The organism is Nocardia sp. NPDC004568, assembly GCF_040609955.1.
In the GTDB taxonomy this organism is placed as follows: Bacteria; Actinomycetota; Actinomycetes; order Mycobacteriales; family Mycobacteriaceae; genus Nocardia.
Genome location: NZ_JBEXLL010000053.1, coordinates 22317 through 48255, shown reverse-complemented (window position 1 = coordinate 48255; position 25939 = coordinate 22317). Strand labels below are relative to the sequence as shown.

At 66.9% G+C, this 25939-nt stretch carries 27 protein-coding genes and 1 tRNA gene; 9 read left to right on the top strand and 19 right to left on the bottom strand.

Annotated features, from left to right (window positions below; all coding sequences use genetic code 11):
* Nucleotides 1–409: M23 family metallopeptidase (locus ABZV91_RS22395; RefSeq protein ID WP_355244862.1), on the top strand; the 409-nt coding region annotated here is incomplete at its 5' end.
* 391 nt (nucleotides 410–800) lie between these two features.
* Nucleotides 801–1319 carry a transglycosylase SLT domain-containing protein gene (locus ABZV91_RS22390; protein ID WP_355244859.1) on the top strand — a complete coding sequence of 173 codons (519 nt, stop codon included), beginning with the start codon at nucleotides 801–803 and terminating at the stop codon, nucleotides 1317–1319.
* A gap of 72 nt (nucleotides 1320–1391) precedes the next feature.
* Here the strand turns inward: ABZV91_RS22390 and purD are convergent, their stop codons facing one another.
* Nucleotides 1392–2663 carry a phosphoribosylamine--glycine ligase gene (gene purD, locus ABZV91_RS22385; RefSeq protein ID WP_355244856.1) on the bottom strand — a complete coding sequence of 424 codons (1272 nt, stop codon included), beginning with the start codon at nucleotides 2661–2663 and terminating at the stop codon, nucleotides 1392–1394.
* Between the two features lie 188 nt (nucleotides 2664–2851).
* Between purD and ABZV91_RS22380 the strand changes: the two genes are divergently transcribed.
* Entirely contained in the window at nucleotides 2852–3229 is a 378-nt protein-coding gene (locus ABZV91_RS22380; RefSeq protein ID WP_355244853.1) for a PH domain-containing protein, read from the top strand.
* A gap of 70 nt (nucleotides 3230–3299) precedes the next feature.
* A complete protein-coding gene (locus ABZV91_RS22375) occupies nucleotides 3300–3725 on the top strand; it encodes an HIT family protein (protein ID WP_355244851.1) in 426 nt (141 codons plus the stop codon).
* Between the two features lies 1 nt (nucleotide 3726).
* Here the strand turns inward: ABZV91_RS22375 and ABZV91_RS22370 are convergent, their stop codons facing one another.
* The 4 genes from ABZV91_RS22370 to ABZV91_RS22355 all read right to left on the bottom strand — a co-directional run bounded on the left by ABZV91_RS22370 (nucleotide 3727) and on the right by ABZV91_RS22355 (nucleotide 8075).
* Nucleotides 3727–5196, bottom strand: a complete 1470-nt coding sequence (locus ABZV91_RS22370; protein WP_355244848.1) for a HAMP domain-containing sensor histidine kinase — start codon at nucleotides 5194–5196, stop codon at nucleotides 3727–3729.
* A 53-nt stretch (nucleotides 5197–5249) separates the two neighbouring features.
* Nucleotides 5250–5981, bottom strand: a complete 732-nt coding sequence (locus tag ABZV91_RS22365) for a response regulator transcription factor (RefSeq protein ID WP_355244845.1) — start codon at nucleotides 5979–5981, stop codon at nucleotides 5250–5252.
* A gap of 201 nt (nucleotides 5982–6182) precedes the next feature.
* Nucleotides 6183–7814, bottom strand: coding sequence for a trehalose-6-phosphate synthase (locus ABZV91_RS22360; RefSeq protein ID WP_355244889.1), 1632 nt, complete (start codon nucleotides 7812–7814; stop codon nucleotides 6183–6185).
* Between the two features lie 90 nt (nucleotides 7815–7904).
* On the bottom strand, nucleotides 7905–8075 hold the full coding sequence (locus ABZV91_RS22355) for a hypothetical protein (protein WP_195055567.1): 171 nt from the start codon (nucleotides 8073–8075) through the stop codon (nucleotides 7905–7907).
* 144 nt (nucleotides 8076–8219) lie between these two features.
* Here ABZV91_RS22355 and ABZV91_RS22350 point away from each other — a divergent pair, with 144 nt between their 5' ends.
* The 4 genes from ABZV91_RS22350 to ABZV91_RS22335 all read left to right on the top strand — a co-directional run bounded on the left by ABZV91_RS22350 (nucleotide 8220) and on the right by ABZV91_RS22335 (nucleotide 10131).
* Entirely contained in the window at nucleotides 8220–9053 is an 834-nt protein-coding gene (locus ABZV91_RS22350) for an alpha/beta hydrolase (protein ID WP_355244842.1), read from the top strand.
* 147 nt (nucleotides 9054–9200) lie between these two features.
* Nucleotides 9201–9431 (top strand): MbtH family protein, encoded by a 231-nt coding sequence (locus ABZV91_RS22345; protein WP_030522889.1) that lies wholly within the window; start codon nucleotides 9201–9203, stop codon nucleotides 9429–9431.
* 170 nt (nucleotides 9432–9601) lie between these two features.
* Nucleotides 9602–9674: transfer RNA gene (locus ABZV91_RS22340), tRNA-Thr, on the top strand.
* Nucleotides 9675–9726: 52 nt separating this feature from the next.
* A complete protein-coding gene (locus ABZV91_RS22335) occupies nucleotides 9727–10131 on the top strand; it encodes an HNH endonuclease signature motif containing protein (protein ID WP_355244839.1) in 405 nt (134 codons plus the stop codon).
* A 17-nt stretch (nucleotides 10132–10148) separates the two neighbouring features.
* On the opposite strand, the gene ABZV91_RS22330 is transcribed toward ABZV91_RS22335, so the two are convergent.
* The 14 genes from ABZV91_RS22330 to ABZV91_RS22265 form a co-directional block, all read right to left on the bottom strand.
* Nucleotides 10149–11318, bottom strand: a complete 1170-nt coding sequence (locus tag ABZV91_RS22330) for a helix-turn-helix transcriptional regulator (protein ID WP_355244836.1) — start codon at nucleotides 11316–11318, stop codon at nucleotides 10149–10151.
* A complete protein-coding gene (locus ABZV91_RS22325) occupies nucleotides 11315–11968 on the bottom strand; it encodes a hypothetical protein (RefSeq protein ID WP_355244833.1) in 654 nt (217 codons plus the stop codon). The genes ABZV91_RS22330 and ABZV91_RS22325 overlap by 4 nt, the downstream gene beginning before the upstream one ends.
* Before the next feature lie 222 nt (nucleotides 11969–12190).
* Nucleotides 12191–12676, bottom strand: a complete 486-nt coding sequence (locus ABZV91_RS22320) for a h domain protein (RefSeq protein ID WP_355244830.1) — start codon at nucleotides 12674–12676, stop codon at nucleotides 12191–12193.
* 231 nt (nucleotides 12677–12907) lie between these two features.
* Complete coding sequence (locus tag ABZV91_RS22315; protein WP_355244827.1) at nucleotides 12908–13879, bottom strand: hypothetical protein; 972 nt, start codon at nucleotides 13877–13879, stop codon at nucleotides 12908–12910.
* Nucleotides 13876–15342, bottom strand: a complete 1467-nt coding sequence (locus ABZV91_RS22310; protein WP_355244824.1) for an MlaD family protein — start codon at nucleotides 15340–15342, stop codon at nucleotides 13876–13878. Before ABZV91_RS22310 ends, ABZV91_RS22315 begins: the two co-directional genes overlap by 4 nt.
* On the bottom strand, nucleotides 15339–16610 hold the full coding sequence (locus ABZV91_RS22305) for an MCE family protein (protein WP_355244886.1): 1272 nt from the start codon (nucleotides 16608–16610) through the stop codon (nucleotides 15339–15341). The genes ABZV91_RS22310 and ABZV91_RS22305 overlap by 4 nt, the downstream gene beginning before the upstream one ends.
* Nucleotides 16610–17878, bottom strand: coding sequence for an MCE family protein (locus ABZV91_RS22300; protein ID WP_355244883.1), 1269 nt, complete (start codon nucleotides 17876–17878; stop codon nucleotides 16610–16612). Before ABZV91_RS22300 ends, ABZV91_RS22305 begins: the two co-directional genes overlap by 1 nt.
* A 183-nt stretch (nucleotides 17879–18061) precedes the next feature.
* A complete protein-coding gene (locus ABZV91_RS22295; RefSeq protein WP_355244821.1) occupies nucleotides 18062–19123 on the bottom strand; it encodes an MCE family protein in 1062 nt (353 codons plus the stop codon).
* A complete protein-coding gene (locus ABZV91_RS22290; RefSeq protein ID WP_355244818.1) occupies nucleotides 19120–20145 on the bottom strand; it encodes an MCE family protein in 1026 nt (341 codons plus the stop codon). The genes ABZV91_RS22295 and ABZV91_RS22290 overlap by 4 nt, the downstream gene beginning before the upstream one ends.
* The gene (locus tag ABZV91_RS22285; protein WP_355244880.1) at nucleotides 20142–21275 is read right to left on the bottom strand and encodes an MCE family protein; all 1134 of its coding nucleotides are present in this window, start codon (nucleotides 21273–21275) and stop codon (nucleotides 20142–20144) included. Before ABZV91_RS22285 ends, ABZV91_RS22290 begins: the two co-directional genes overlap by 4 nt.
* A 164-nt stretch (nucleotides 21276–21439) precedes the next feature.
* Nucleotides 21440–22297 carry an ABC transporter permease gene (locus tag ABZV91_RS22280; protein ID WP_063062248.1) on the bottom strand — a complete coding sequence of 286 codons (858 nt, stop codon included), beginning with the start codon at nucleotides 22295–22297 and terminating at the stop codon, nucleotides 21440–21442.
* 1 nt (nucleotide 22298) lies between these two features.
* The gene (locus tag ABZV91_RS22275; protein WP_030522899.1) at nucleotides 22299–23063 is read right to left on the bottom strand and encodes an ABC transporter permease; all 765 of its coding nucleotides are present in this window, start codon (nucleotides 23061–23063) and stop codon (nucleotides 22299–22301) included.
* 298 nt (nucleotides 23064–23361) lie between these two features.
* Nucleotides 23362–24267: a 3-oxoacyl-ACP reductase gene (locus tag ABZV91_RS22270; protein ID WP_355244814.1), complete on the bottom strand. Its 906-nt coding sequence runs from the start codon at nucleotides 24265–24267 to the stop codon at nucleotides 23362–23364.
* A 44-nt stretch (nucleotides 24268–24311) separates the two neighbouring features.
* Nucleotides 24312–24500 (bottom strand): ferredoxin, encoded by a 189-nt coding sequence (locus ABZV91_RS22265; protein WP_030522901.1) that lies wholly within the window; start codon nucleotides 24498–24500, stop codon nucleotides 24312–24314.
* Nucleotides 24501–24725: 225 nt separating this feature from the next.
* On the opposite strand from ABZV91_RS22265, the gene ABZV91_RS22260 reads away from it, so the two are divergent.
* A complete protein-coding gene (locus tag ABZV91_RS22260) occupies nucleotides 24726–25919 on the top strand; it encodes an acyl-CoA dehydrogenase family protein (RefSeq protein ID WP_355244811.1) in 1194 nt (397 codons plus the stop codon).
* Nucleotides 25920–25939 lie beyond the last annotated feature (20 nt).

Below are 25939 nucleotides of genomic sequence, written 5' to 3'. Positions count from 1 at the left end.
CGGCGCCGTGCCGCCCGGCGCCGGGGGTTATGTCCTGCCCGCGCCGGGCACCTTCACCTCCGGTTTCGGCAGCCGGTGGGGCACCTTCCACCGCGGTATCGATATCGCGGGCCCGATCGGGACCCCGATCTACGCCGTCGCGAGCGGCACCGTGATCGACGCCGGTCCCGCTGCCGGTTTCGGCCTGTGGGTGCGGATCCGACACGACGACGGCGCAATCTCCGTCTACGGCCATATGTACGACTTCTTCGTCTCGGTCGGGGAACGCGTTCCCGCCGGAATGCAGATCGCGCGCATGGGCAACCGCGGTGATTCCACCGGACCACATCTGCATTTCGAGATCATCTTGGACGGGCAACACGTCGATCCGCAGCGCTGGCTCGCACTGCACGGCCTCTCGTACAGCTGAATCGTCTTCATCATGGCAATTAACCAGAACTCGAAAGATCACCGACGGGATCACGGGCGAAGCTCGGGATTACATCCATGTAACTCCAGGTAGGCCGAGTTTTCTCAGCAGAATAAAACCCGAGGTTATTTTTTAGTTCACCTTTCGTTAATATTCCGCAATCAATCTGTGATCTGCTCGCAACGAATCGCAAGTTCGTTTGCCGCACGGTTATCAGTTCGTCCGAACATTCCGATGCGAAGGCTCGCCCCGGTGCTGCGATACGCCGTCCGGCCGCGGACAACTGAATCCCACTTCCACAACACAAGTCATGAAGAAACAGCGCAACGACAGCGCCGGCGGCCATGATCCACGGCGGCGGATACCCTGCGCGCTGAAGGAGAGCCGTCCCATGCGTTTACGAAACCTGTTACCGCTCGTCGCCGTTGCCGCTGCCGTCGTGGTCCCCACCCAGGCCCACGCCGACGCACCCATCGCCGGTGTGCCCGCAGTCCTCCAGGCCCCCGCCCAGCAGGCACAGCAGCAGATCCGCCAATGGCAGCAGCAACTGCCGCAGCCGCTCCCGGAAACACTCGGCACACCGTCCTACTCCAACGACCTGGACGGCTGGATCCGCAACGCCCTGGCGGTACTCGGCCAGCACGGTATCCCGGCCAGCTACGACGGCATCCACCGCAATGCCATGCGTGAGTCCGGTGGTGACCCCCGAGCGATCAACACCTACGACTCCAATGCCGCGGCGGGCACCCCGTCGAAGGGGCTCATGCAGGTCATCGATCCCACCTTCGCCGCCTATCACGTGGACGGCACCGCGTGGGATATCTACGACCCGGTCGCCAATATCGCCGCCGCCTGCAACTACGCCGCCCACCGCTACGGCTCCATCGACAACGTCTTCGGGGCCTACTGATCGGTCGGCCGGGAGACCGGCCGACCCCGGTGCGGGCGAGCGCGCGCCGCGGCGCCGGCCGCACCGCCGGTCTCAGAGCGAGATACGGCCCTCGACAGCGGCCAGACCGATATCGGAGCGGTAGTGGCTCCCGGTCAATTTGATACCGGCCAGACGGTCGTAGGCGGCCTCGCGCGCCGCCGCCAGATCGACACCGGTGCCGACGATATTGAGCACCCGTCCACCCGCGGAGATCAGCGCGCCGTCGTCCCGCAATGCCGTCCCGGCATGCAGTACCGTCGCCGCGTCGTCGGTCGCCGCGTCACCGGCTCCGCTGATCACATCACCGGACCGCGGCCGACCCGGATAGTTCTCCGCGGCCAGTACGACGGTGACGGCGGCACCGGTGCGCCAGCGCGGCGCGGGTGTTTCCGCCAGGGTGCCGGTGGCGGTGGCGTACAGCAGCTCTCCGAGCGGACTGTCCAGCAGGGCGAGCACCGCCTGCGTCTCCGGGTCACCGAACCGGCAGTTGAACTCCACCACCGCGGGCCCGGCCGCGCCCATCGCCAGCCCCGCGTACAGCAGCCCGCTGAAAGCGGCTCCGCGCCGGACCAATTCGGCGGCCACCGGAGCCACCACCTCGTCGACGATCTGCTCGACCGTACCGTCCGGCAGCCACGGCAGCGGGGTGTAGGCACCCATTCCACCGGTATTGGGCCCGGTATCGCCGTCGCCCACCCGCTTGTGATCCTGCGCGGGCAGCAGCGGCACCACCGTCTCCCCGTCGACCAGGCAGAACAGCGAAACCTCCGGGCCGTCCAGGAACGATTCCAGCAGCACCGGATGCCCCTGTTCGAGCAGTTCGGCGGCATGCCCGCGGGCCACCAGACGGTCGGGTGTGACCACCACGCCCTTACCCGCGGCGAGCCCGTCGTCCTTGACCACCCAGGTCGGGCCGAAACGGTCCAGCGCCGCGTCCAATTCGGCGGGCGAGTCCACCACCTCGCTGTGCGCGGTACGCACCCCGGCGGCCGCCATCACATCCTTGGCGAACGCCTTCGATCCCTCGATCCGGGCCGCCGCCGCGGACGGACCGAAACAGGCGATCCCCGCCGCGCGCACCGCGTCGGCCACGCCCAGGACCAGCGGCACCTCCGGACCGACCACCACCAGATCCGCGGCCACCTCCCGGGCCAGCACGACCACCGATTCCGCGGAACTCGCGTCCACCGGCCGCACCTGCGCGTGCTGGGCGATACCGGCGTTGCCGGGCGCGGCGACGAGCGCGCTCACCGCCGGATCACGGCGCAGCGCAAGGACGAGGGCGTGTTCACGGGCTCCGGAACCGATGACGAGTACTCGCACCCGGACAGCTTATAGGTGCCGTATCGATCCCCGGCGGGGTAGGTTCACCGCCGATCCCGGCCCGGTACCAGCGACTTCGCCCTATCGGTGGCCATCTGTGGATGATGGAGGAAACACCTTGAAGGGGTGGACAACCCGCGTGCCGGGGCCCAGCGCTCTCGGTGCGCGCATACGGGAGGACGTGCGCAATGGGTCTGATGGACGGAATCATGGGGAATGCCGGACAGGTGGAGCCGGCCCGGGCCCAGCAGGAATACCAGCGGCTACTCGGCAACGGCGAACAGGTCTACTCCGCCTACATCCTGGTCCGCGACGCCATGCTGTTCACCAACCGACGGCTCATCCTCATCGACAAACAGGGCCTGTCCGGCCGCAAGGTGAGCTACCACAGCATCCCCTACCGCTCGATCACCCATTTCGCGGTGGAGACAGCGGGCACCTTCGACCTCGACGCGGAGCTGGTGCTGTGGATCTCGGGCACCGACACGCCGTTGCAGAAGAAGTTCAACCGCCAGGTCGACATCTACGAGGTGCAGGGAATCCTGTCGCATTTCGTCGGATCGTGAGGGTGTGGACCTCCTGGTGTCCCACTGCCCCGTAACGCCACGGACGGCGCGGCAACACTAGTCTCGCCCCATGGCATCTGTTTTCAGTGCGATCATCGCCGGTGACCTGCCGGGCCGGTTCGTGTGGGAGGATGACGAATTCGTCGGGTTCCTCACCATCGCTCCGGTGACGCAGGGGCACACCCTGGTGGTGCCCCGCAAAGAGATCGATCAGTGGCAGGACCTCGAGCCCGAGGTCTTCGCGCGCCTGAACGGGGTCGCGCAGAAGATCGGACAGGCTGTGCGCGCGGCCTGGGACGCGCCGCGGGCGGGCCTGCTGATCGCGGGGCTCGAGGTCCCGCATCTGCATGTGCACGTCTTCCCGGCGTTCACCATGGGGAATTTCGATATCTCCGGCGCCGACCCGAACCCGGAGCCGGAATCCCTCGACGACGCGCAGGCACGGATCAAGCAGGCGCTGCGCGACCTCGGCTACGGCGCGAACGTTCCCGCCTGAGTCAGATCCGGCTCCCGCTGTCGTCCCCGGCGGCGGGGTCGGCCGGCTCCGGCCGGTCGCGCGGTAACCGGACCGTGAAGGTGGTGCCCACGCCGGGTTCGCTGCGTACCTCCACGGTGCCGCCGTGCGCGGCGACCAGTGCCTGCACGATCGACAATCCGAGTCCGGTACCACCGCTGCCCCGGCTGCGCGAATCGTCGGCCCGGTAGAACCGCTCGAAAACCCGCGCGGCCTGCTCCGGTGACATCCCAGGCCCGGTATCGGCCACCTCGAGCCGGACCTCGTCCCGGTCGGGCGTCAACCGGACCGTCACCACGGCCTCGGGTGGCGTGTGCACGAGCGCGTTGTTCAGCAGGTTCGCCAGCACCTGCCGCAGCCGGGCCGCGTCGCCCGGTACCTCCGCGGTCCCGGAACCGGGCCGTACTTCGAACCGGACCGTACGCTCCGGATCCCGCCGGCCCTGCGCGGTCGCGACCGCGCGCGCACTGTGCACCGCGTCACTGGTCAAGGCCAGCAGATCGACCGGCGCGTGTTCCACCGGACGCTCGGCCTCGAGCCGGGCCAGCATCAGCAGATCCTCGACCAGCAGGCCCATCCGCTTCGATTCGCGTTCGATCCGGTCGAGCAGCATATCGGTGTCCCCGGTGGCGCCCTGCCGGTACAGCTCGGCGAAACCCTTGATCGTGGTCAGCGGCGTCCGCAACTCGTGGCTGGCGTCGGCGACGAAACGGCGCATCTTCTCCTCGGACTGCCGCGCGGCCTCCTCCGAGGCCTCGGTCGCGGCGAACCCGCGCTGGATCTGGGCGAGCATCGAGTTCAGCGATTGCGCCAGCCGGTCGACCTCGGTGTTGGTTCCACGCATCGGCACCCGCCGGTGCAGATCCCCCGCCGCGATATCGGCGGCGGTCTCCTCCACTTCGACCAACGGGCGCAGACTGCGCCTGATCACGAAATACGCGGCCACCGCCAGCACCGCCAGCACCAGCGCGCCGATCACCACTTGGAGCACCACCAACCGCTCGACGATCGCCTCGGTCTCGTCCAGCCGCTGCGCCACCACACTGGTGCCTTTGGCGTTCACCGTGTACCGGACCCGCCACTGCCCGGAATCGCCGTCGGCCGATCCGGTGGTGAAGGTCCCCGGGCGCATGGTCTGCGGTAGCTCCGGTGCGCCGTTGCCCACATCGGACTGCAGGTACAACTTGCCCGACTCGTCCTCGACCCGCGCGTAGTACGGCACCGGCGGCCGTTCTCGCCCCGGCTCCCCCGGTAGTGGTATCGGCGGCCGGCTGCCGGGCCGCGCCCACGTCTGCGCCTGCTCCTGGAGCTGCTGATCCACGCGATCGATCAACGCGGCACGCAGCGCCGAGGTCACCGCCGCTCCGGAAGCCAGCAATCCCGCGGCGGCCAGCGCGACCAGCGCCAGCACCAGCGTCACCCGCAACGGGACGGCCGCGAGCCGACCCGCCATCCCTCCGCGCCGGGCCGGAACGGCTGCCGGCGCGCGCGGCGCGGTCTCGGCCGTCACGACCGGCCGGCGGATTCGCGCATCACGTACCCGACCCCCCGCAACGTGTGGATCAGCCGCCGCGGACCGGTGTCGACCTTCTTACGCAGATACGACACATACGTCTCCACCACACCGACCTCCCCACCGAAGTCGTAACGCCACACATGGTCGAGAATCCGGGGCTTGCTCAGCACCGTCCCCGCGTTCACCATGAAATACCGCAGCAGCGTGAACTCGGTCGGCGACAACGCCACCGGCTCCCCGGCCTTGAACACCTCGTGCGTATCGTCGTCCAGCTCGATATCGGCGAACCGGATACGCGAATGCTCGCGCGCCGGCGCGGTGGTCCCCGCGCGGCGCAGGATCACCCGCAACCGCGCGACGACCTCCTCGAGACTGAACGGCTTGGTGACATAGTCGTCGGCGCCCAGCGTCAGCCCGGTCACCTTGTCCTGGATATCGTCGCGGGCGGTCAGGAACAGCACCGGCGCCTGGATACCGTCGGCCCGCAACCGCCGCAGCAGCCCGAACCCGTCCATCCCCGGCATCATCACGTCGACGATCAACGCGTCGGGCCGGAACCCGCGCGCCACATCCAGCGCCTGGGCCCCCTCGGCGGCGGACGCCACCTCGAATCCCTGGAACCGCAAACTCACGGTCAGCAGTTCCACGATCATCGCCTCGTCGTCGACAACCAGCACCCGTGCCTCGGGTGCACCGCCCTGCGCCCCACTCATGCCACCCATACTGACCCACCCCGCTGGCATCACCCTGCGCACTCGCTGTGAACAAGCTGTGTTCAATCGGGGCGCCACCGGCGCCGCGGGATCGAGGCCCCCTCGGTCCCGCGGTTCAGGGCCTCGCCGAACCCGGCATCGAGCGGGCACTGCTGTTCGTGAAAGCGATCAGACCCGAGGCCTGCCATTCACGAGCCGGCCTCGGAACCCCTAGTCCCGGTAGTCCTCGTCGTCATGGTTCCCGTCGGGCATCAGCGCCTTCCCGGCGACCTGACCCTGGGCCAGCGCGTCCAGGAACGCCCGGGCCCACCGGTCCACATCGTGGGCCAGGACCTGGCGGCGCAGCGAGCGCATCCGCCGGCGGCGGGTTTCGCGGTCGTCGGTGAGGGCGGCGACGATGGCGTCCTTGACGCTGTCCAGGTCGTGCGGGTTGCACAGGTAGGACTGGCGCAGCTCGGCCGCGGCACCGGTGAACTCGCTGAGCACCAGGGTTCCGTTGAGGCCGGAGTGGCAGGCGACGTACTCCTTGGCGACCAGGTTCATCCCGTCGCGCAGGGGTGTTACCAGCATGACGTCGGCGGCCACGAAGAAGGAGATGAGTTCTTCGCGGGCGATCGGCCGGTGCAGGTAGTGGACCACGGGGTAGCCGACCCGGGCGAACTCGCCGTTGATGCGGCCGACCTGCCGTTCGATATCGCCGCGCATCTGGATATAGCTCTCGACCCGCTCCCGGCTGGGCGTGGCCAGCTGCACCATCACGGTTTCCGACGGGTCGACACGACCTTCGGCCAGCAGTTCCTCGAGGGCGTTGAGCCTGATGTCGATGCCTTTGGTGTAGTCGAGGCGGTCGACACCGAGGAGGATGTTCTTGGGACTGCCGAGTTCGGCGCGGATGCGCGCGGCGCGTTCGCGCACCGAGCGCCGGCGGGAATGTTCGTCGAGGCCGGCGGAGTCGATGGAGATGGGGAAGGCCCCGACCCGGACCGTCCGGAATCCGACCTGGACCACCCCCATCTTCGACCGCACCCCGACGGTGCCGCGCGATGTGGGCTGACCGGCCAGGCGCCGGGCCAGGTACAGGAAGTTCTGGGCGCCGCCGGGGAGGTGGAAGCCGATCAAATCGGCGCCGAGCAGTCCCTCCACGATCTCGGTGCGCCAGGGCATCTGCATGAACAGTTCCACCGGCGGGAACGGGATGTGCAGGAAGAAGCCGATGGTGAGGTCCGGCCGCAGCATCCGCAGCATCTTGGGCACCAGTTGCAGCTGGTAGTCCTGCACCCACACCGTGGCGCCCTCCGCGGCGACCTTCGCGGTCTCCTCGGCGAAACGCCGGTTCACCTGGACGTAGGCCGACCACCAGGTCCGGTTGTAGACGGGACGGACGATGACATCGTGGTACAGCGGCCACAGGGTGGCGTTGGAGAAGCCCTCGTAGTAGTCGGCGACCTCCTGCGCGGACAGCGGTACCGGATGCAGTTCCAGCCCGTCCTCGACGATGGGGTCGACCTCCACATCGGGGACACCGGCCCAGCCGACCCAGGCGCCCCGGTTGCTGCGCAGCACCGGCTCCAGCGCCGTCACCAGACCACCCGGGCTGCGTTTCCAGCGGCTGCTGCCGTCGGGCAGCTTCTCCAGATCGACCGGCAACCGGTTGGCCACCACCACGAAGCCGGAACCGGCTCCGCGTTCGCGCAGCGGTTCGGCATCCACCGCCTCGGGGACAGCCTCCGCCGGGTCGATGGGACTACCTGCCGGCCCGGAGCCGTTATGCTCTCCGGGCCGGTCCGCGGACACGGCGCTTTCATCCTCGAAGGTGGAATCGCTGGACGGCTGATCGGTCATCTGGTCCACTCACGCATCCTTTGCGCGGCGCTGAACGCCATGTAGTTGTGTGTGGGATCCGCCGACGTCGCCGTTGGCGCCGGCGGCTGTTTACTCGGTGCGAGCCCCGGGGCCGATACCGAGCATCGACAGGAGCATCCGGCATTCGTCGGCATCGGCGGCATAGGCGGCCACGACCCGCTGCGCCTGACGAGCGGTCTCGTCGGCGAGGGGTTCCAGATCGTCGTCGGCGATACCGTTGGCGCTGCTCTTCGCGGCCATCTCAGTCCTCCCGGCAGGTGCGCTTGTATGTGAAATGTCAATGGTATCTGTCCGGGGAAGTGGTCGCTTCCGGCGCGGGTAACGTGGCGGGGCCCCCCGGGCTATACCTTTGGCAGCAGAAACGATGAGGAAGGGGCCCGCAGCATGCCGTTGGCCACGGTGAACGGAATATCGCTCAACTATCAGGTCAAGGGAGACCGCGCCAAGGGCACCGACGTCAAAGGCGGCGGTCCGCTGGTGGTGCTCGTCATGGGTACCGGTAGCCCCGGCCGGGTGTGGGAGCTGCACCAGGTGCCGGCGCTGCTCGCGGCCGGATACCGGGTGTGCACGTTCGACAACCGGGGTATCGCTCCCACCTACGAGGCCGCCGACGGGATGACCATCCACGAGATGGTGGCCGATACGGCGGCCCTGATCGAATTCCTCGACGAGGGGCCCGCGCTCGTGGCCGGTACCTCGATGGGCGCCCGGGTGGCACAGGAGCTCGCGCTCGCGCGCCCCGAACTGGTGCGCAAGGCGGTGTTCCTCGCCGGGCACGGCCGGCTGGACCAGTTCCAGAAGACACTGTCGCTGGGCGAGCACGAGATGGACGCGAACGAGGTGCGGTTGCCGGCCAAGTACGAGGCCGCCCTGACCGCGGTGATGAATCTCTCGCCGGCCACCATGGCCGATACGAACAAGGCCCGCGACTGGCTGGATCTGTTCGAGTTCACCGGTGGACCCGTGCCGCCCGGAATCCGCGCGCAGCGCCGGATGGACCACGAGTTCGACCGCCTGCACGCCTACCGCGATATCCGGGTGCCGTGCCTGGCCGTCGGTTTCGCGGACGACCGGATGATCCCGCCGTACCTGGCCAGAGAGGTCGCCGACGCGATCCCGGGCGGCCGCTACCAGGAGGTTCCCGACGCCGGTCACTACGGCTATCTGGAGCGTCCGGACGCGGTGAACAAGATCTTGCTGGAATTCTTCGCCGCCTGAGGGGAGGGCCCACAGCTAACGCCGAGCTTGCTAGTGTCGACACATCGTTTGGGTTCGCGACACGGCAGCCGGATATCAGACCCGAGCCGCCGGGGTGGGCCCACACAGATCCGAATCCACAACCCATGAGCACCCCAGTGAGGTGAAATGAGCACCAACCCGTTCGACGACGAGGACGGCCGCTTCTTCGTACTGGTCAACGACGAAGAACAGCACTCCCTGTGGCCCGCCTTCGCCGAAGTGCCGGCCGGCTGGCGGGTGGTCTTCGGTGAGGACAGCCGCGCCGCCTGTGTGGAGTACGTGGAGCAGAATTGGACCGATATGCGGCCCAAGAGCCTGCGTGACGCCATGGCGGCCGACGAGGCGGCCCGCAAGTAGGCCGGATCTCCACGGGCCCGGCCGACGCGGGCTCCGCCTTTGGCGTGCGACTCCCTTCGCGGGCTCCGCGCGCCGAAGGCGTGAGCCCGCTGGCCGGGCTTTACATTTCGCGAACTCCCGAACCGCACCGTATGATCGGCTGCCGGGCGACCGTGTTCGCGGGCCCCTCCGCCGCCTTGGCGCAACTGGCAGCGCAACGTACTTGTAATGCGTAGGTTGTGGGTTCGAGTCCCACAGGCGGCTCCGCTCATTCCGGCCCACCGACATGTCGGTGGGCCGGAGTACTTTTCGCGCCATGAGGCACTGCCGGGGGTGTTCCGCGCTGTTGACCAAACGCAGCCAGAAGTTGTACTGCACGACGAGCTGCCAGCAGGCCACGCAGCGTGCGGATAAGACTCGCCTGTGGCTGGCGACAGGCGAGGCCGAGGTGGGTAGCTACCAGGGCCATTACATACGCGACTATCTCGCGCTGGCTCAGGACGGTCGCTGCGCGATATGCGGGATCGGCGGCGAATGGCGCGGAAAGCCCCTGGCGTTCGTACTCGATCATATCGACGGCGACCCGACCGCAAACCGGCGGGAAAACCTACGCCTCGTCTGTCCGAACTGCGATTCACAGCTGCCGACCTACAAGAGCCGTAATCGTGGTCGGGGCCGACATCTGCGTCGTACCCGCTATGCACGTGGCGAGTCGTACTGACCCATTCGGGTCGTCTTCTACCGGCCAGATCGGCCCTGCGACCCCACACCGGCAGCAGCTAGCGATCCAAAGGCAACTGAGACAACATTGCTGGCCTCAGCTTCAGTTCCCTGACGGGGAACGGACGCGACCCCGAGCCAGCGGCGGATGAGGTTCGGATCGATGCCGTGCTCATCGGATGCACGCGAGACAAAATGACGGCCATAAACTTTTTCAACTGCCTGTAAAAATAGCCGTGGCGCCTCGCGGGCTACCTCCACGGGCTCATTCGTCCGCCAGCCCTGGGAAGACATTTGAATGCTCAAGCTACGATACCGCGCTGGTGAGATGACTCCGATATCCTTGGCCCGCCGGACGATAGCCGCCACCGAGATGCCATAATCTGCTTTTATACGCAGGTAGCCGTGCAGCGAGAGCGTTTCAGACACTCGCTCGGCAACTACCCGTTGTGGCAGCAGCAACGCGCCACCAAAACGAAAAGCGCGAGATTCCTCTAGACTCCGCGTGCTTCCTATAGGCGAAGCAAGCTGCCGGTCAAAAATCCAATGAGCGGCTTCATGCCCGAGACTTAGGCGCTGCACAGCCCCTGGCAGCTGAGTCGTCAAGGCGATCAACGGTCGCTCGGTACCGGCATTTGGCCGCGAAACTCCAACATGATCCGATGCGCCCTCAAAGCTGTCGTCCAGGTCGTTGACCACACCGACGCCATGGCGTTCCAACAGCCGGGTGACGTTCTTAACCGGCTCGTCAGGGCCAAGCCCAGCCGAGCGCCGCAGCGCTTCGGCGCACTCCTCGGGGTCATTGTCGAACTCTTTTGGATCCGGAAGTCCGCTCGTGCGGAATCCGGATTCAGCGGATATCGCATTGAACAGCCGAGCAGCTTCGGAATATAGACGTTTGACACGCCGCTCATCACGAGCACTGGCGCGAGCACGTTTGCGGAATGTGAACTGCCCTACGTCGGTGACACCGTCCGTCACGGCGAAGAAGGACATAGGCAACGAGTACGTCCGGCACAACTCGAGAGCAAGTCCCTGCGGTAAGCCACGGGTGCCGTTCTGAACGCGCGACAAAAATGTCTGCGATACTCCGGCAGCCAGGGCGAGATCCTGCTGCGTCAACTCCTTCAGATCACGTAGGGCTTGAAGACGTGAGCCTAGGAGTGCACAGTTATCCGCACCGGTCATCCGTCATTTTCTTCGCGGTCGATTTGCGCAGTGCCGAAAAAGTCTTCGTCATCTACATCGCCTACGAACGTCATGCTCGTGAATATATCGCCACCCGGCTTCAACGCGATATCGAGGTCGAAGGGCACAGCTTTGCCATAGACGCCAGGGGCGAGCGGCCGGACTATGCGCAACGTAAAGCCCTCGCTGACCGAAGCGCTTTTCGCGTAGTCCCAGAGGAGCAGAAGTTCATACACCGATAGCTCGGCGTCCGCCGGGCGCAACTCCGACCGACTGAACAACACTCCCTGGCGCCACGCTTCTCGCCGGGCGCGGTTCTTACCTGCAACAGGCACTCCGCTGGGATATGTTCTCCGGCGTTCCTTCAGGAAGCGCAGCTTGAGACCAAGCGCCGGTGCCGAGAGGTACAACTGCCCCATGGCGGCAGGATTGCCGTCAACATTCCACTGTGGAGGAAGCCCCTCTTTCTCGAGGTACTCGCGGAAGGCGATCCGCGCAGCCAAGGGCCGGAAGTGAGGGTACTTGGCGTGCCCAAATCCCCTCGCCCGCGCCTCGGCGTCAGCCAACGCGGACGCAACGCCCTCATACATGCGAGGCGCCAAGACTTCGGCCTGACTCACCACAACGCTCCGCATTTCATTGGGCGTCATATTATGACCTCTCTGCCGTGTCACGTCATAATATGGTAGCCGATGAAAGACTGCGAATCTTGAACCGCGGTGTCCGCCGCCGACCCTCACCCGGCTCGATCGACAGCACCTCCACATGGCAAGAGCATCGAGCCGTTTATCGACCAGGGCTTGAACTCGGTGCCGGGCTTGCTGCCCGAGTAGAGCTATCGTCGATTTACTGGCCAGGTAGTCGGTTAACGGTCAGATCGGGGTGACCGAGGCGACCAGCCAGCGATCGTCGGATTTGTCGAGCGCGACCCGCACCCGGCTACCGGTGGTGGTGCCCTGCGGGCTTTCCTTGCTGGTGGTGACCTGGTTGAGGAAGAGCAGCACCACGGCGTGCGCACGGTCGGCCGAAACCACTCCCCCGGCCTGTGTGGTGGCCTTGACGGTGAGTTCCTTCTCCTTGGCCCCCGGCACGATCGCCTTGTCGATCAGCTCGAGATAGTCGGCCTTGAAGTCGGGTGCCAATTCCTCGGCGGTTTTCGGGAGTTCCTGGTCCACCGTTTGGAATTCGTAGCTGAACATGGCCGATACCGTGCGGGTCGCCGCGGCCACGGCATCGGTGCGGGACTGCTCCGACTGCCGATAGTCCCAGTACCGGTAGCCGCCGATCCCGGCCACCACCGCCGCCGCCACCACGACCACCGCGGTCACGCCGGCCAGGATCTTGTTACGCACGCTCATTCTCGGTTCCTGTGTTCGATTGCGCCGCCTCCGGCGCCGCGGGTCGGGGCCCTCGTGACCCCGGTTCTTCACTCCGACGCTCAGTCGCTGCGCTCCCTCGCTCTGTCGCTCCAGAACCGGGGCGGGCCCCGACCACGTATGCCGACCATCCGGAGAAGGTGAAAGGGGCTTGCAGAAGCGCACCCTGACCAGCCTGGGTAGGCTCACGACACTGTAAGTGCTCAACCCCGGTCATGCCACGAACTTGACGTCCGAGGCGGTCAGCGTGCCGTCCTCGGCCCGCTGCACGGTCACCCGGAACCGGTAGAACCGCTGCTGCTGTTCCTGCGACCCCGCGTTGGTGAGCGTCTGCTTCGCCGCCACCAGGATCACCGCCGAGTTCCCGTCGTCGCGTTCGACCGCGGCCTCCACCACCTCGCCAGTGGAGACGACCTTGGCCTGTTTCACGATTTCGGTGAACGGGTCCACCCGGCCGTCGAATTCGGTTTTGAATTCACCGGAGGCCATGGTGAGGATGCGGTCGATATCCTCCTTGGCGGTATCGGCGCGGATGGTGGTCAGGTTGAGTACCGTCTGCCGCGCGGTGGCCACGTATTCCGACCGGCGTTCGTCGCGCTGCTGGGTGGACTGCACGGCGAACACCGAGACCACGGCGGCGCCGACCAGCCCGATCACCAGCACAGCCGCCGCGGCGAGGGCCACGGCCCGTTTCCACGACCGGCCGGACGCCGGAGTCTCCGTGGTTCCGGCCTCGTCGGCCGCGGAGTCGTCGCCGGCCTGCTCTGTCGAATCGGTGGCCGCACCGGCTTTCGTCAGCCGCACGGTGTCCGCCGAACTCTCCGCTGCCCCGGCGGACTCCGGCGCCCCTTCGGCAGCTTCATCCAGGGTGACCTTGTCGGTGACGGGCTCGGCAGTGGATTTCTCGCCGGCCCCGACCGTCTCTTTCTCGGTCGTCGCGGCGGCGGGCTCCGTTTCCGCAGTCTTCGCGGACGCTGCTCCGGCCTTCGGGGCGGCGGTTCCGGTCTGCTCGGCGGAACCCGTTGTTTTCCCGGTGGCGACCGTCGCCGCGGCCGCTTCCTCCGCCGCGCCGGGGTCGGTGGCTCCGGTTTCGAGCTTCTCGGTCGCCGGGGACTCGGCCGGGGGCGGGCCCGCGGTGCGGCTGGCCCGGCGGCGGGTGCGGCGCGGGTCCTTGGTTTCGCTCATCGTTGCTGCTCCTCGAACATTGCCTGCCAATCCGCGGGTACGGTGCCCGAACCGCCGGGGGCGATATCGCCCTGACGGTAGCTGCGGCCGTCGCTGCTGGTGTAGACCCCGGTGGCCGGATCGTAGGAGAGAGCGGCAGCGGGGGTGCTTGCGCCCGAGAAACTAGCAGGTGCCGGGGGTACTCCCGCAACCCCCGGCGCCGTGTCGGGGGCGGCCGCGGGCGCCACCGGCGCCGGCGGTTCGGTCGGGGCGACCGGCTGCGGCGGCCCGAAGGGCGGGTTGGTGCCGAGCGGAACGTAGCCGGTGCGGCACAATTCGGGGCTCGGTGCCCGGCGGCCGGGATATTCCATACAGGGCGTATTGCGGATACCGCGGACCGCGGTCTTGTCGTCCTGCGGCACCTTGCAGTACAGGCCCTCGGGCGTGTCGATGGTGTCGAGTTCGCTCGGATCGCGGCGCTGGTCGGGCGGCAGGAAGCCGGTGGTGCACGGCGGCGGGTCGTTGAGCACGGTCATGAAGTCGACCAGCGCGCCGTATTCCATCGGCCCGCGGACCGCAGTGAGCAGGGCCGCGATCAGCGGCGGATACACCACCAGGATCTGTTCCAGGCCGGAGTGGTAGGTGACACCCACCTGGCCCAGACTCACCAGATTGTTCAGCAGCAGTGGCAGTGTCGGCCGCAGATCCTCGAACTGCCGGGTCACTCGCTGGAGCGCGGCCGGCCCGTTGGCGAGAATATTGCGCAGCGCTGGATCATGGGCGCGCAGCGTGTCGGTGACGGTCGCCAGATCCCGGGTCCAGGAGCGGATCGCGGCATCGGAGTTCACCTGGGTGTCCAGCAGCGGCCCGATCTGCTCGATCAGCTGTTTGGTCGGGCCCACATTGTCGTTGGCCTCCTGTACCAGCAGCGACGCGGAGTCGATGAAACGCTGCAGATCCGGTCCGGCGCCGTTGAATGCCCGGAACGCCTCGTCGATGACCTGCCGCAGCCGGGTGTCGGCGACGCTGGCCAGCAGGCGGTCGGCCTGGTCCAGCAGCGCCCCCACGTCCTGTGGGAGTTCGGTGCGGTCCACCGGGATGACGCTGCCGTCGTAGAGGTTGGCGTCTCCCGGATCCGGGGGCGGCACCAGGTCGACGTACTGCTCGCCGATCGCCGAGACGCTACGGATCAGCGCCGAGGAGTCGGCGGGGATCTTGTAGTCGCTGTCGACCGACAGCTTCGCTTCGACGCCCTCGGTGGTGAGCCGGACCTCGCGGACCACCCCCACGTTGGTGCCCCGGTAGGCGACATTGGCGTTCTGGTAGAGCCCGCCGGTGGCCGCCAGTTCCACCGTGACCTCGTAGCGGCCGATCCCGAGCAGTGCGGGCACGCCCACATAGGTGCCGCCCATGACGGCCAGCCCGACCACGGTGAGGATCGCGAAGATCGTCAGCTGGATCCGGACGAAACGGGTGAGTGTCACGGGCCCTCGCCCCCTTGCGGCTGCGGCCCGGGCACCGGCACCGTGAGCCCGGGGATGGCGGGCAGGCCGGGAATCGGCGGCAGCCCTGGAATGGTCGGTTGCGGCTGTTCCCCGGCGGCCGGCGCGGGCGGCGGCGGTGCCAGCGGGGTGGTCAGCGGGTTGCCCTGCTGGCCGGCGGGTCCGGCGACCTGCCCGAGCGCGACCTCGACGCCGCCGAACATACCGCCGAGACCGGTTCCGGTGAGGAAGTTGGAATCCAGCCGGGCGCCGGTGAGGTCGACGGTCATGAACAGGTTCAAATAGTCGCCCTTGATCGCCTTGTCCAGGTTCTTCAGCGGGAACGGGAAGGAGGCGATGATCTTCAGCGATTCGGTGAGATCGGCGCCGGTGTCGGCGAGGGTCTGCAATACCGGGGCCAGGTTGGCCAGGTTCGCTTTCAGGTTGTCACCGCTCGCGGCGATCAGGCGGTTCACCACATCACTGAGCTCACCGAGTTTCGTGATGGTGGTCGTGATGTTCTGCCGCCGGTCGGCGAGCACGGTGAGCGCCGGATGGATCTCTTCGATGGCCGCGGCCACCACATCGGTCTGCTGGACGAACTGCCCGCTGACCCGGTCCAGGCCCTCCATCGCGGCGATGATGTCGCCCCGCTGCGCGTCGAGATTGCGGATCAGATCGTTCATCTGCGGAATCAGGTCGCGCACCTCGTCCTCGTTGCCGACGAGCGCTTTGTTGAGTTCGGTGGTGATGTTCTCCAGTTGCGAGATACCGCCGCCGTTGAGCACGACCGACAGCGAGGACAGCACCTGTTCGGTGGTCGGGTAGACCCCGGCCCGGTCCAGCGGGATCACATCGCCGTCGGCCAGGCGGCCTTCCGGCGGCACTCCGGTCGGCGGTGCCAGCTCCACATGGTTGCTGCCGAGCAGGCTGGTCTGACCGATCTTGGCGGTGGAGTTGGCCGGCAGCACCACGCCGGGATTCAGCGATACCGTGACCAGCGCGTGCCAGTCCTCGATCTCGATATCGGTCACCGAGCCGACCGCCACGTCGTCGACGCGCACCGGTGAGTTCCGGGTCAACGTGGTCACATTCGGCATCTGGATCCGGACCTTGTAGGAACCTTCGCCGGTGCCCTCGGTACCGGGCATGGGCAGCGAGTTGAGTCCGTCGTACTGGCAGCCCGTGGCCGACAGCGCCAGTGTCAGCCCCGCGGCCACCGCGGCGATCCGGCGCCGGGCCCCCGGGCCCCGCAGCTCGAGCCGGCGCATCATCGCCCTCCTCCGGGCAGACCGGGAATCCCGGGCAGTTGCACACCGGGGATGGCCAGCCCCGCGACACCGGCCGGCACGGTGATCGGCGCCGGTTCGGGCGCGGCCGGCGGGCCCACCTTCTGCGGATCCACTTTTCCGGCCAGATCCGGTGTCGTGTATTGCAACTGGTTCGGGAACGCCGTGACACCGGTCGCGGGGTTGGTCATGATGGGCAGGTAGTTCATGGCCAGCGAACTGAGCACCGGGGCGAGATACTGAGCGCACAGGTCCGCGCTGGTCTCGGACTCGTTCTGTTCGAGCGCGCGGACCGAACCGCACAGGAAACTCAGTGGATCGGCGAAGTTGTTCAGGGAGATGGCGCCGGTCAGCGTGCCCTGGGCGGGTTTGTAGATCTGGTAGAAGTTCACCAGCGCGGTCGGGCCCGAATGCAGCGCCTGTTCCAGTTGCGGTCGCTTGTCGACCAGGATCTGGGTGACATCGGCCAGCCGCTGCACGCCTTCGGTGAGTTCGGTGCCGCTGCTGTCCAGGAACCGGTGCACATCGCCCAGCGCCAGATCCAGGTTGTCCAGTCCGGCGCCGAGATCCTGCGATACCCCGGCCAGTACCGACGACACCGAGGCCAGCCGGCCACCGAACTCCACGATCTGATCGTTGCTCTTGGACAGCACGTCCACGAACTTCTGCAGATTCCGGATGGTGCCGAACAGGTCGGTGCGGCCGTCGGACAGGGTGGTCAGGGTGGCCGAGAGCTCGTGCAGAGTGGCGCGGAACCGGTCGCCGTTACCGTCGAGGTTGTCGGCGGCGGTGTCGACGAACCGGCCGAAGGAGCCCTGCGGGTCGTCCCCGACCGGGCCGAGAGCGGTGGACAGTTTGTTCAGCTCGGTTTTGATGTCGTCCCATTCGACCGGGACCGCGGTGCGGTCGATCGGGATCACAGCGCCGTCCCCGAGGGTGTCGCCGCCGGTGTAGGCGGGCGCGATCTGGATGAACCGGGCCGAGACCAGCGACGGCGCGATGATCACCGCCCGCGCGTCGGCGGGCAGGTCGATGCCGCCGTCCACCGACATTGTGACCTTCACCTGGTCCTTGCCCGGTTCGATGGTGTCGATCCGGCCGATCGGCACACCCAGCACCCGCACCTCGTCGCCCGCGTACAGGCCACTGGTGGAGGTGAAGTAGGCGGTGACCTCGTTCTTGGTGATCCGCTGGTAGGCCGTGTACCCACCGAAGGCGACCAGCGCCACCACCACGACACCGGCAACGATCGCCACCCACTTACGTGGCACGGCCCGAACCTTGTCCGTCAGAGTCGACACAGAATCCTCCTCGGAGCAGATTCACGCGGCCCGCAATGCCCGGAACGAGACGAAGTCATCGCGGCATCACTCCTTCTCGAAGCAGATTCACGCGGTCGGCGGAGGACGTGGCGAAGGCGGAGGTATCGCACCTCATCGCGGCGGCTCCTGGACGGATGGGCCGATCTTGGGACCGGGTTCGAGCAGATAGGCGCGCAACGATTCGGGCAGATGCTGCGGCCACACCAGCGCGTCCACCAGCGGGTGCAGCGTCTCACTGCTGGCATTGACGACGTAGGCGTTGAAGTACGGTCCGCTGCCGACCTGTTCACCGAGCGCCGCGGCGAAGGGGCCCAGGCCGTCGAGCGCGCCGTTGATGTTGTCCCGGTTGCGTTCCAGCAGGTCCAGCACCGAGTTGAGTTTGTCCAGCGCCGGCTGCAGCTGGGCCTCGTTGTCGTGCACCAGCCCGGACAGCTGCTGGGCGAGCGCGTTCACGTACACGATCATCTGGCTGATCGCGGTCCGCCGCCGGTCCAGTTCGCCGAGCAGCTGATTACCGTCCACCAGCAGGGCGTTGATGGAATCGGCGCGGTCGGCCAGGATCTTGGTGACGTCCTGGGCGCGGGTCAGCAGATCCGACAGCGCCTGGTCGCGGGCGTTGATACTGCGGGAGAGCGCGGTGACGCCGTCCAGCGCGGACCGCAGCGGCGCGGGTGTATCGGCGAAGGCGGCCGACAGCGTGTCCAGTGTCTGGTTCACCTTCTCCAGATCCAGGTCGCCCACCGTGCCGGCCAGATCGCTGAGTGCTTCGTTCAGCGAGTACGGCGAGGTGGTGCGGCCGAGCGGGATGGTGTCGGTGACCTTCAGTGCCCCGTCGCCGGCCGGGGCGACGGCCAGCGATTTACGGCCCAGCACCGTATTGGTCTTGATGGCGGCCGAGGTCTTGTCGCCGAGCACGATCGATTCGTCGAGGCTGAACCGTACCAGCACCTGCGCGCCGTCCAGGCTCACATCCTCGACCTTGCCCGAACGCACCCCCGCGACCTCCACGTCGTCACCGGTCACCAGACCGCCGGCGTCGGCGAAGTAGGCGGTGAACGTGGCACCGCCGCGGATGAAGGGCAGACGTTCGAACTGCAGGGCCGACAGCGCGACCGCCACGGCGAGCACCAGTCCGACGACGCCGATGGTCACCGCGCGCGATTGCTCTCTCATTCGCTGGCACACCTTCCGGTCGTCTGCTCACCGGGTAGTTCGAGCAGCAGCGGTTTCCCGTCCGGACCGTCGATCAGGAAGTTCGTCCGGCATACGTACAGCTGCAGGAAAGAACCATAGGAACCGATGCGGATCAGCTTGCGGTAGGTGGCCGGCAGTTTGTCCAGCACCCACTGCACGGTGTCCGAACCGTTGTCGAGGTTGGTGGCCAGCCGGCCGGTCTGCGCGACGGTCGCCGCCAGATCGGGGCGGGCCTGCGCCAGCAGATCGGTGGTGGCGGCGGTGGCGTCGGCGATACGCGGCAGCGCGGCACCGATCGGGTCGCGGTCGGCGGCCAGCCCGCTCACCAGGCGGCGCAGTTCGTCGATGGTGGTGGCGAACTGGTCACCGCGGTCGTCGATGGTTTTCAGCACCGAGTTCAGGTTGTCGATGACGCTGCCGATGAGCGCGTCCCGGTCGGCGAGGGTTCTGGTGAACGATCCGCCGCTGTTGAGCAGTTCGACCAGCGTGCCGCCCTGACCCTGGAAGATCTGCAGCAGCGCGTTGGTCAGATCGTTGACCTGCGCCGGATTCAGCCCGCGCAGTAGCGGTTTGAACCCGCCGAGCAGCATGTCCAGATCGAGTGCGGGTGCGGTCTTGTCCAGTCCGATGGTGCCGCCCTTGTGCAGGGTGGTCGCCTCACCGGGCCCCTCCATCAGTTCCAGATAGCGGTCGCCGACGAGGTTCTCGTAGCGGATGGTCGCGCGGGTACTGGTCAGCAGCTTGTATTTCGTGTCGACATCGAACTTCACGTGCGCGTGGTATTCGTCGTCGACCTTCACCGACGACACCGACCCGACCGGCACACCGGCAATCCGGACCTTGTCGCCGGGCAGCATGCCCGAGGCGCTGGTGAAGACCGCGTGGTAGCCGGTCTCCCGGGAGAAACGCATCTGCGAGAAGACCACCGCCAACCCGGCGAAGATCAGGGTCATCACCAATGTGAAGACGGCGAGTTTGACGGTGGTACCGGTGTTCCTCATGGCTGTCCCACCCCCGGGAGTCCGGCGAACAGTACCTGGAAAACCTTGGGGGCGTTGAGTTGCAGCTTCGTCACGGGCGTGTACGGATGCCCCTCCGACGTGTCGGTGACGACGTAATCGGAATGACTGTCCGGCACCCGGTCGAGCAGACCCGCGCACCGCGGCCCGCCGGTGGCGTTCACCTTCGGCAGATCGTTCGGATAGGTGTAAGGCGGAGACCCGTACATGAATCCCGTGTTCAGGGCGACACCTTCCTGTCCGCCGCCGAAGACCGCCTCACCGAGCGGCAGCGCCTTGGCACTACCGCCGATCAGGCAGAACAACGCTTCCTTGTACCCGTTCAGCAGCTCACCGGTCGGACGCAGCAGATCCAAGGCCGTATTGATCTGCGCCTCGTTGTCGCGCAGCACCGCACCCGTGGTGTCGGCGAGACCGGTGATATTCGCCAGCAGGGAGTCGACATCGGATTCGGATTCGGTGAGCGTGCGGCTGCTGACCGTCGCGCCGTCCGCGGTCCGCAGCAGATCACCGGAGACATCGGCGTAGAGGTTGCTCACCGCGGCCGTGGTGTTCAGGTCGCGCTGCAGGGTGGGCAGCATCGGGTTGATCTCCCGCAGGTAGGCGTCGCTGTCGGCGAGCAGCTGCCCGAGGCTAACGCCGCGGCCCTGCAGTGCCGTGCCCAGGGCGGTCAGCGTGGCGCTCAATTTCTCCGGCTGCACATCGGCGAGGACATCGCTGAGGTGCTGGAACAGCGTGTTGAACTCGACGGTCACCTGATCGGCCGCCAACAGCGCGCCCGGTTGCAGGGATTTCGCGGCGGGCTCCTGCGGGATCACGAAGTTGATGTACTTGGCCCCGAATACCGTGGTCGAACGAATATCGACGGTGGAATTGGCCGGGACCAGGTGCAGCAGGTCCGGGTTCAGCGCCAGTCGCAGATTCGTACCGTCGGGCGTGCGGTCGATTCCGGCCACCCGCCCGATCTGCACCCCGCGCACCTTCACCTTGGCGTCCGGGTCGAGGACCAGGCCGCTGCGCGGCGCGGACACGGTCACCTCGACGCTCGGGGTGAAACCGCCGAAGAACATGGTCAGCGAGACGGTCACGGCCGCCACGGCCGCCAGCACCATCCCCACCCCGGCCAGTTTCAGCCCGGCCTTCTCGCGGACCGCCGTCCAGCGATTCGCCCCGATGGGGGCCCAGGGGTCTTCGCCACCGCGAGACGACCCACCCGCGGTGGCGTTCGACGCCCCTGTCCCCTTGCTGTTCGCTCGCATCAGTCCCGTCATCGCGGCTATCCGGAAAGGTTGAAGTTGCCGGAGGTGCCGTAGACGGCGAGGGAGATCAGCAGGGTCACCGTGACCACGGCGACCAGCGAGCTGCGCACCGCGTTACCCACCGCGACGCCCACCCCCACCGGGCCGCCGGCCGCGTTGTAGCCGTAATAGGTATGGATCATCATCACCGCCAGCGCCATGAAAATGGCTTGGGCGAACGACCACAGAATGTCGCTCGGAATAAGGAATGTGGAGAAATAGTGGTCGTACACACCGGCCGACTGACCGTAGATGACGACGGTGGCGAATCGGCTGGCGATGAACGACGCGATCACGGCCAACGCGTAGAGCGGCACGATCGCGATCATTCCGGCGAGCACCCGGGTGCCCACCAGGTACGGCACCGGCCGGATCGCCATGGATTCCAGGGCGTCGATCTCCTCGGCCACCCGCATGGCCCCCAGCTGCGCGGTGGAGCCCGCCCCGATGGTGGCCGCCAGGCCGATTCCGGAGATCACCGGGGCGGCGATGCGGACATTGAGGAACGCCGCGAAGAAGCCGGTCAGCGCCTCGACACCGATATTGCCGAGCGAGCTGTAGCCCTGCACGGCGATGGTGCCGCCGGAGAAGAGGGTCAGGAAGCCGACGATCACCACGGTGCCGCCGATCACCGCCAGCGCGCCGCTGCCCATGCTGATCTCGGCGATGAGCCGGATCGTTTCGGTGCGATAGTGCACCAGCGCGCGCGGCATCGAGCCGATCGCCTTGCCGTAGAACACCGCCTGCTTGCCGAGGTTGTCCAGGGAGGTGGACCAGCGACGGACGCGGCGGACGAATTTCGGGAAGCGGGACTGGATGATCACCGAGGCCGACATATCACCGCACCGCGAATTTGAGGCCGACGGCGGTGACCACGACGTTCACCACGAACAGCGCCATGAAGGCGAAAACCACTGTCTGGTTCACCGCATCACCGACACTTTTGGGACCACCTTTGACATTCAAACCCAGATAGCAGGCCACCAGGCCGGCGATCAAGCCGAAAAGGCCGGCCTTGACCGCGGAGATGAGCAATTCGGGAAGATGGGTCAGCAGGGTGATGCCGTTGACGAACGCGCCGGGATTCACGTCCTGCAGATAGACCGAGAAAAGGAACCCGCCCACGATGCCGATGGTGCACACCAGGCTGTTCAGCAGCAGCGCCACGAACATCGACGCCAGCACCCGCGGGACCACCAGGCGGTGGATGGGGTCGATACCGAGCACCTTCATGGCGTCGATCTCTTCACGGATGGTGCGGGCCCCGAGGTCCGCGCAGATGGCGGTGGCGCCGGCCCCGGCCACGATCAGCACGGTGACGATCGGGCCGACCTGGGTGACCGCGCCGAAGGCCGCACCCGCGCCGCTGAGATCGGCGGCGCCGATCTCGCGCAGCAGGATGTTCAGGGTGAAGCTCACCAGCACGGTGAAAGGTATGGCCACGAGCAGTGTCGGGATGATGGACACTCGCGCGACGAACCACGACTGATCGATGAACTCGCGCATCTGGAACGGCCGGCGCAGACTGGCCCGGGCCACGGCCGCGGCGAGTTCGAAGAATCCGCCGACGGCCCGCAATGGCACGGTAAGGACCTCGGTCACTGATGATCCTCCTTGCCCGACTACTGGTCCCGCTGGCGGCAGCTCGGAGTACAACCCGGCGCACGCCCCGCTAAGTAGAACACGTTCATTTCCTATTTGGGGCCATTTTGAGGCTTCTGAACTGGAAACTTGTCTCAATCCCAGACAGCGGGATTGAAACAGGATTCATACGCCTTGAGCATCATTGTGCGAGGCCGGGCACAGTCGATCACTCTGTTTACCAATGACTGGACGGTTGTTCAACTCTCGCCGGGCGCATCCGGGGCCGAAACCCCGCGACGCGCGCCGACGCCGGCGCTCAACCCAGTTCGTGCAGAGCCGTTGCAGAGAACGTACGACCTTCTTCGCGCCCGGCGAAGTAACCGGTCAGCGTGGTGGCCAGATCGTCACCTGACCACTGCGCGCCCGCGGCGTCGAACCGCTGCTCGACCTCCGGCGCGGCCATCAACGCGACCATGGGTCCGTACACCACGAACACCTGGCCGTTGACCGCGTCGGCCGCGGGAGAGGCCAGGTAGGCCACCAATCGCGCCACATGCTCGGGCGAGAGCGGATCGACCTCGCCTTCGGGGGCCGCGCTGAAGACCTGTTCGGTCATGGCGGTGCGCGCCCGCGGGCAGATGGCATTGGCCCGGACACCGAACCGGTTCAGCGCGCGCGAGGCCGACAGCGTGAGGGCGGTGATACCGGCCTTGGCGGCGGCGTAGTTCGCCTGACCTTCCGGACCGAGCAGCCCGGCCTCCGACGAGGTGTTGACGATCCGGCCGTAGACCGGCGCACCGGCTTCCTTCGACTTCGCCCGCCAGTAGGCGCCGGCATTGCGGGTCAGCAGGAAATGCCCACGCAGATGTACCGCGAGGACCGCGTCCCAGTCCTCGTCGGACATATTGAAGAGCATCTTGTCGCGGGTGATACCCGCGTTGTTGACCACGATGTCCAGGCCACCGAAGGATTCGGTGGCCGCGGTGATCAACGCGTCGGCGGTCGACCGCTCGGCGACACTGCCGGCCACGAACTCGGCCTTGGCGCCGAGTGCTCGCACCTGCTCCAGCGTCTCGGACACGGCGTCGGACTCGGCCAGATCGTTGACCACGACCGAGGCACCGGCTGCGGCCAGGGCGAGCGCTTCGGCCTTACCGAGGCCCGCACCCGCTCCGGTCACGATCGCAACTCGCCCGGCAAGGCTGGTATCTGTATCGCTCACCGGGCCGACTCTAGAACGTGTTCTTATTCACGGCAAGAGCCGATTCACAGCAAACGCAACGCCGCTTTCGGGCATTGCGCGACCGCTTCGGCCACTTGCGACTCCTGATCGGGCGCGACCTCGCCCTCGGCGACGTGCAGCATGTCCTCGTCATCGAGTTCAAAGACGTCGGGAGCGATTCCCGCACAGATTCCGTTCGCTTCGCACTGATCGAAGTCAACGCTGACCTTCATCGAAACTCCTTTTCCCGCCCTTTGGCCGAAGCCTAACAAGCGACGGCCGACGAGACTGGCTACATGGGCTGATTACCCTTCAATACTGGAACATGTTTCAGTGCATATGCAATGATCGGAGCAAGGTATCGGAGATCCATTCCGCGCTCTCAGAGGGTGAGCGCGGCGCGATCCCACATCCCGGCCCATCTCCAATCCCGTAGAACGAAGGCTCGAGGTACCGCTATGCGCATTGCGTATACCCCGGAACATGACCAGCTACGCGCCGAGTTGCGCGAATACTTCGCGCGGCTGATCACCCCCGAACGGCGGGCCGCGCTCAGCTCCCAGACCGGCGAGTACGGCCAGGGCAATGTGTACCGCGAGGTCGTCGCGGAGATGGGCCGCGACGGCTGGCTGGCGCTGGGCTGGCCCGAGGAGTTCGGCGGCCAGAACCGGCCCATGCTGGATCAGTTGATCTTCACCGACGAAGCCGCCATCGCGGGCGCCCCGGTGCCGTTCCTGACCATCAACTCGGTCGCGCCGACGATCATGCACTACGGCAGCGACGAGCAGAAGAAGTTCTTCCTGCCCAAGATCGCCGCCGGTGAACTGCACTTCGCCATCGGCTACTCCGAGCCCGGCGCGGGCACCGACCTGGCGAGTCTGCGCACCACCGCGGTGCGCGACGGCGACGACTACGTGATCAACGGCCAGAAGATGTGGACCAGCCTCATCGCCTACGCCGACTACGTCTGGCTGGCCGTCCGTACCGACCCCACCGCCAAGAAGCACAAGGGCATCAGCATGCTGATCGTGCCCACCGACGCCGAGGGCTTCTCCTGGACCCCGGTGCACACCATGGCCGGCCCCGACACCAGCGCGACCTACTACCAGGATGTACGCGTTCCGGTCAGCTCACTGGTCGGTCCGGAGAACGGCGGCTGGCCGCTGGTCACCAATCAGCTCAACCACGAGCGGGTCGCGCTGACCTCCGCCGCCGCGCTGCAGCTGGCCCTGGCCCAGACGACCGCGTGGGCCAAGGAGACGAAGGCCGCGGACGGCTCCCGCGTCTTCGACCGCGAATGGGTGCAGCTCAACCTGGCCCGCGTGCACGCCAAGGTCGAATATCTGAAGCTGATGAACTGGGAGATCGCCAGCCGGGCGGACGCGGGCGGGGACGCCGCACCGCGCCCGTGGGATGCCTCGGCCTGCAAGGTCTACGGCACCGAACTGTCCACCGAGGCGTACCGGTTGCTCATGGAGGTGCTCGGCCCGCAGGCCTCGCTGCGGCAGGACTCCCCCGGCTCGGTCCTGCGCGGCCGGCTCGAGCGGATGCATCGCGCCGCCCTGATCCTCACCTTCGGCGGCGGCACCAACGAGGTGCAGCGCGACATCATCGCCATGACCGCTCTGAAGCAGCCCGCCTCCGGCCGCTGACACCCGATTCAGGAGTTCAC

Bases quoted from the DNA above. Each gene is read 5' to 3' on its own strand.
- ABZV91_RS22390 (WP_355244859.1), top strand. From the start codon at position 801: ATGCGTTTACGAAACCTGTTACCGCTCGTCGCCGTTGCCGCTGCCGTC.
- ABZV91_RS22380 (WP_355244853.1), top strand. From the start codon at position 2,852: ATGGGTCTGATGGACGGAATCATGGGGAATGCCGGACAGGTGGAGCCG.
- ABZV91_RS22375 (WP_355244851.1), top strand. From the start codon at position 3,300: ATGGCATCTGTTTTCAGTGCGATCATCGCCGGTGACCTGCCGGGCCGG.
- ABZV91_RS22370 (WP_355244848.1), bottom strand. From the start codon at position 5,196: ATGGCGGGTCGGCTCGCGGCCGTCCCGTTGCGGGTGACGCTGGTGCTG.
- ABZV91_RS22365 (WP_355244845.1), bottom strand. From the start codon at position 5,981: ATGGGTGGCATGAGTGGGGCGCAGGGCGGTGCACCCGAGGCACGGGTG.
- ABZV91_RS22360 (WP_355244889.1), bottom strand. From the start codon at position 7,814: ATGACCGATCAGCCGTCCAGCGATTCCACCTTCGAGGATGAAAGCGCC.
- ABZV91_RS22355 (WP_195055567.1), bottom strand. From the start codon at position 8,075: ATGGCCGCGAAGAGCAGCGCCAACGGTATCGCCGACGACGATCTGGAA.
- ABZV91_RS22350 (WP_355244842.1), top strand. From the start codon at position 8,220: ATGCCGTTGGCCACGGTGAACGGAATATCGCTCAACTATCAGGTCAAG.
- ABZV91_RS22345 (WP_030522889.1), top strand. From the start codon at position 9,201: ATGAGCACCAACCCGTTCGACGACGAGGACGGCCGCTTCTTCGTACTG.
- ABZV91_RS22335 (WP_355244839.1), top strand. From the start codon at position 9,727: ATGAGGCACTGCCGGGGGTGTTCCGCGCTGTTGACCAAACGCAGCCAG.
- ABZV91_RS22330 (WP_355244836.1), bottom strand. From the start codon at position 11,318: ATGACCGGTGCGGATAACTGTGCACTCCTAGGCTCACGTCTTCAAGCC.
- ABZV91_RS22325 (WP_355244833.1), bottom strand. From the start codon at position 11,968: ATGACGCCCAATGAAATGCGGAGCGTTGTGGTGAGTCAGGCCGAAGTC.
- ABZV91_RS22320 (WP_355244830.1), bottom strand. From the start codon at position 12,676: ATGAGCGTGCGTAACAAGATCCTGGCCGGCGTGACCGCGGTGGTCGTG.
- ABZV91_RS22315 (WP_355244827.1), bottom strand. From the start codon at position 13,879: ATGAGCGAAACCAAGGACCCGCGCCGCACCCGCCGCCGGGCCAGCCGC.
- ABZV91_RS22305 (WP_355244886.1), bottom strand. From the start codon at position 16,610: ATGCGCCGGCTCGAGCTGCGGGGCCCGGGGGCCCGGCGCCGGATCGCC.
- ABZV91_RS22295 (WP_355244821.1), bottom strand. From the start codon at position 19,123: ATGAGAGAGCAATCGCGCGCGGTGACCATCGGCGTCGTCGGACTGGTG.
- ABZV91_RS22290 (WP_355244818.1), bottom strand. From the start codon at position 20,145: ATGAGGAACACCGGTACCACCGTCAAACTCGCCGTCTTCACATTGGTG.
- ABZV91_RS22285 (WP_355244880.1), bottom strand. From the start codon at position 21,275: ATGGTGCTGGCGGCCGTGGCGGCCGTGACCGTCTCGCTGACCATGTTC.
- ABZV91_RS22280 (WP_063062248.1), bottom strand. From the start codon at position 22,297: ATGTCGGCCTCGGTGATCATCCAGTCCCGCTTCCCGAAATTCGTCCGC.
- ABZV91_RS22265 (WP_030522901.1), bottom strand. From the start codon at position 24,500: ATGAAGGTCAGCGTTGACTTCGATCAGTGCGAAGCGAACGGAATCTGT.
- ABZV91_RS22260 (WP_355244811.1), top strand. From the start codon at position 24,726: ATGCGCATTGCGTATACCCCGGAACATGACCAGCTACGCGCCGAGTTG.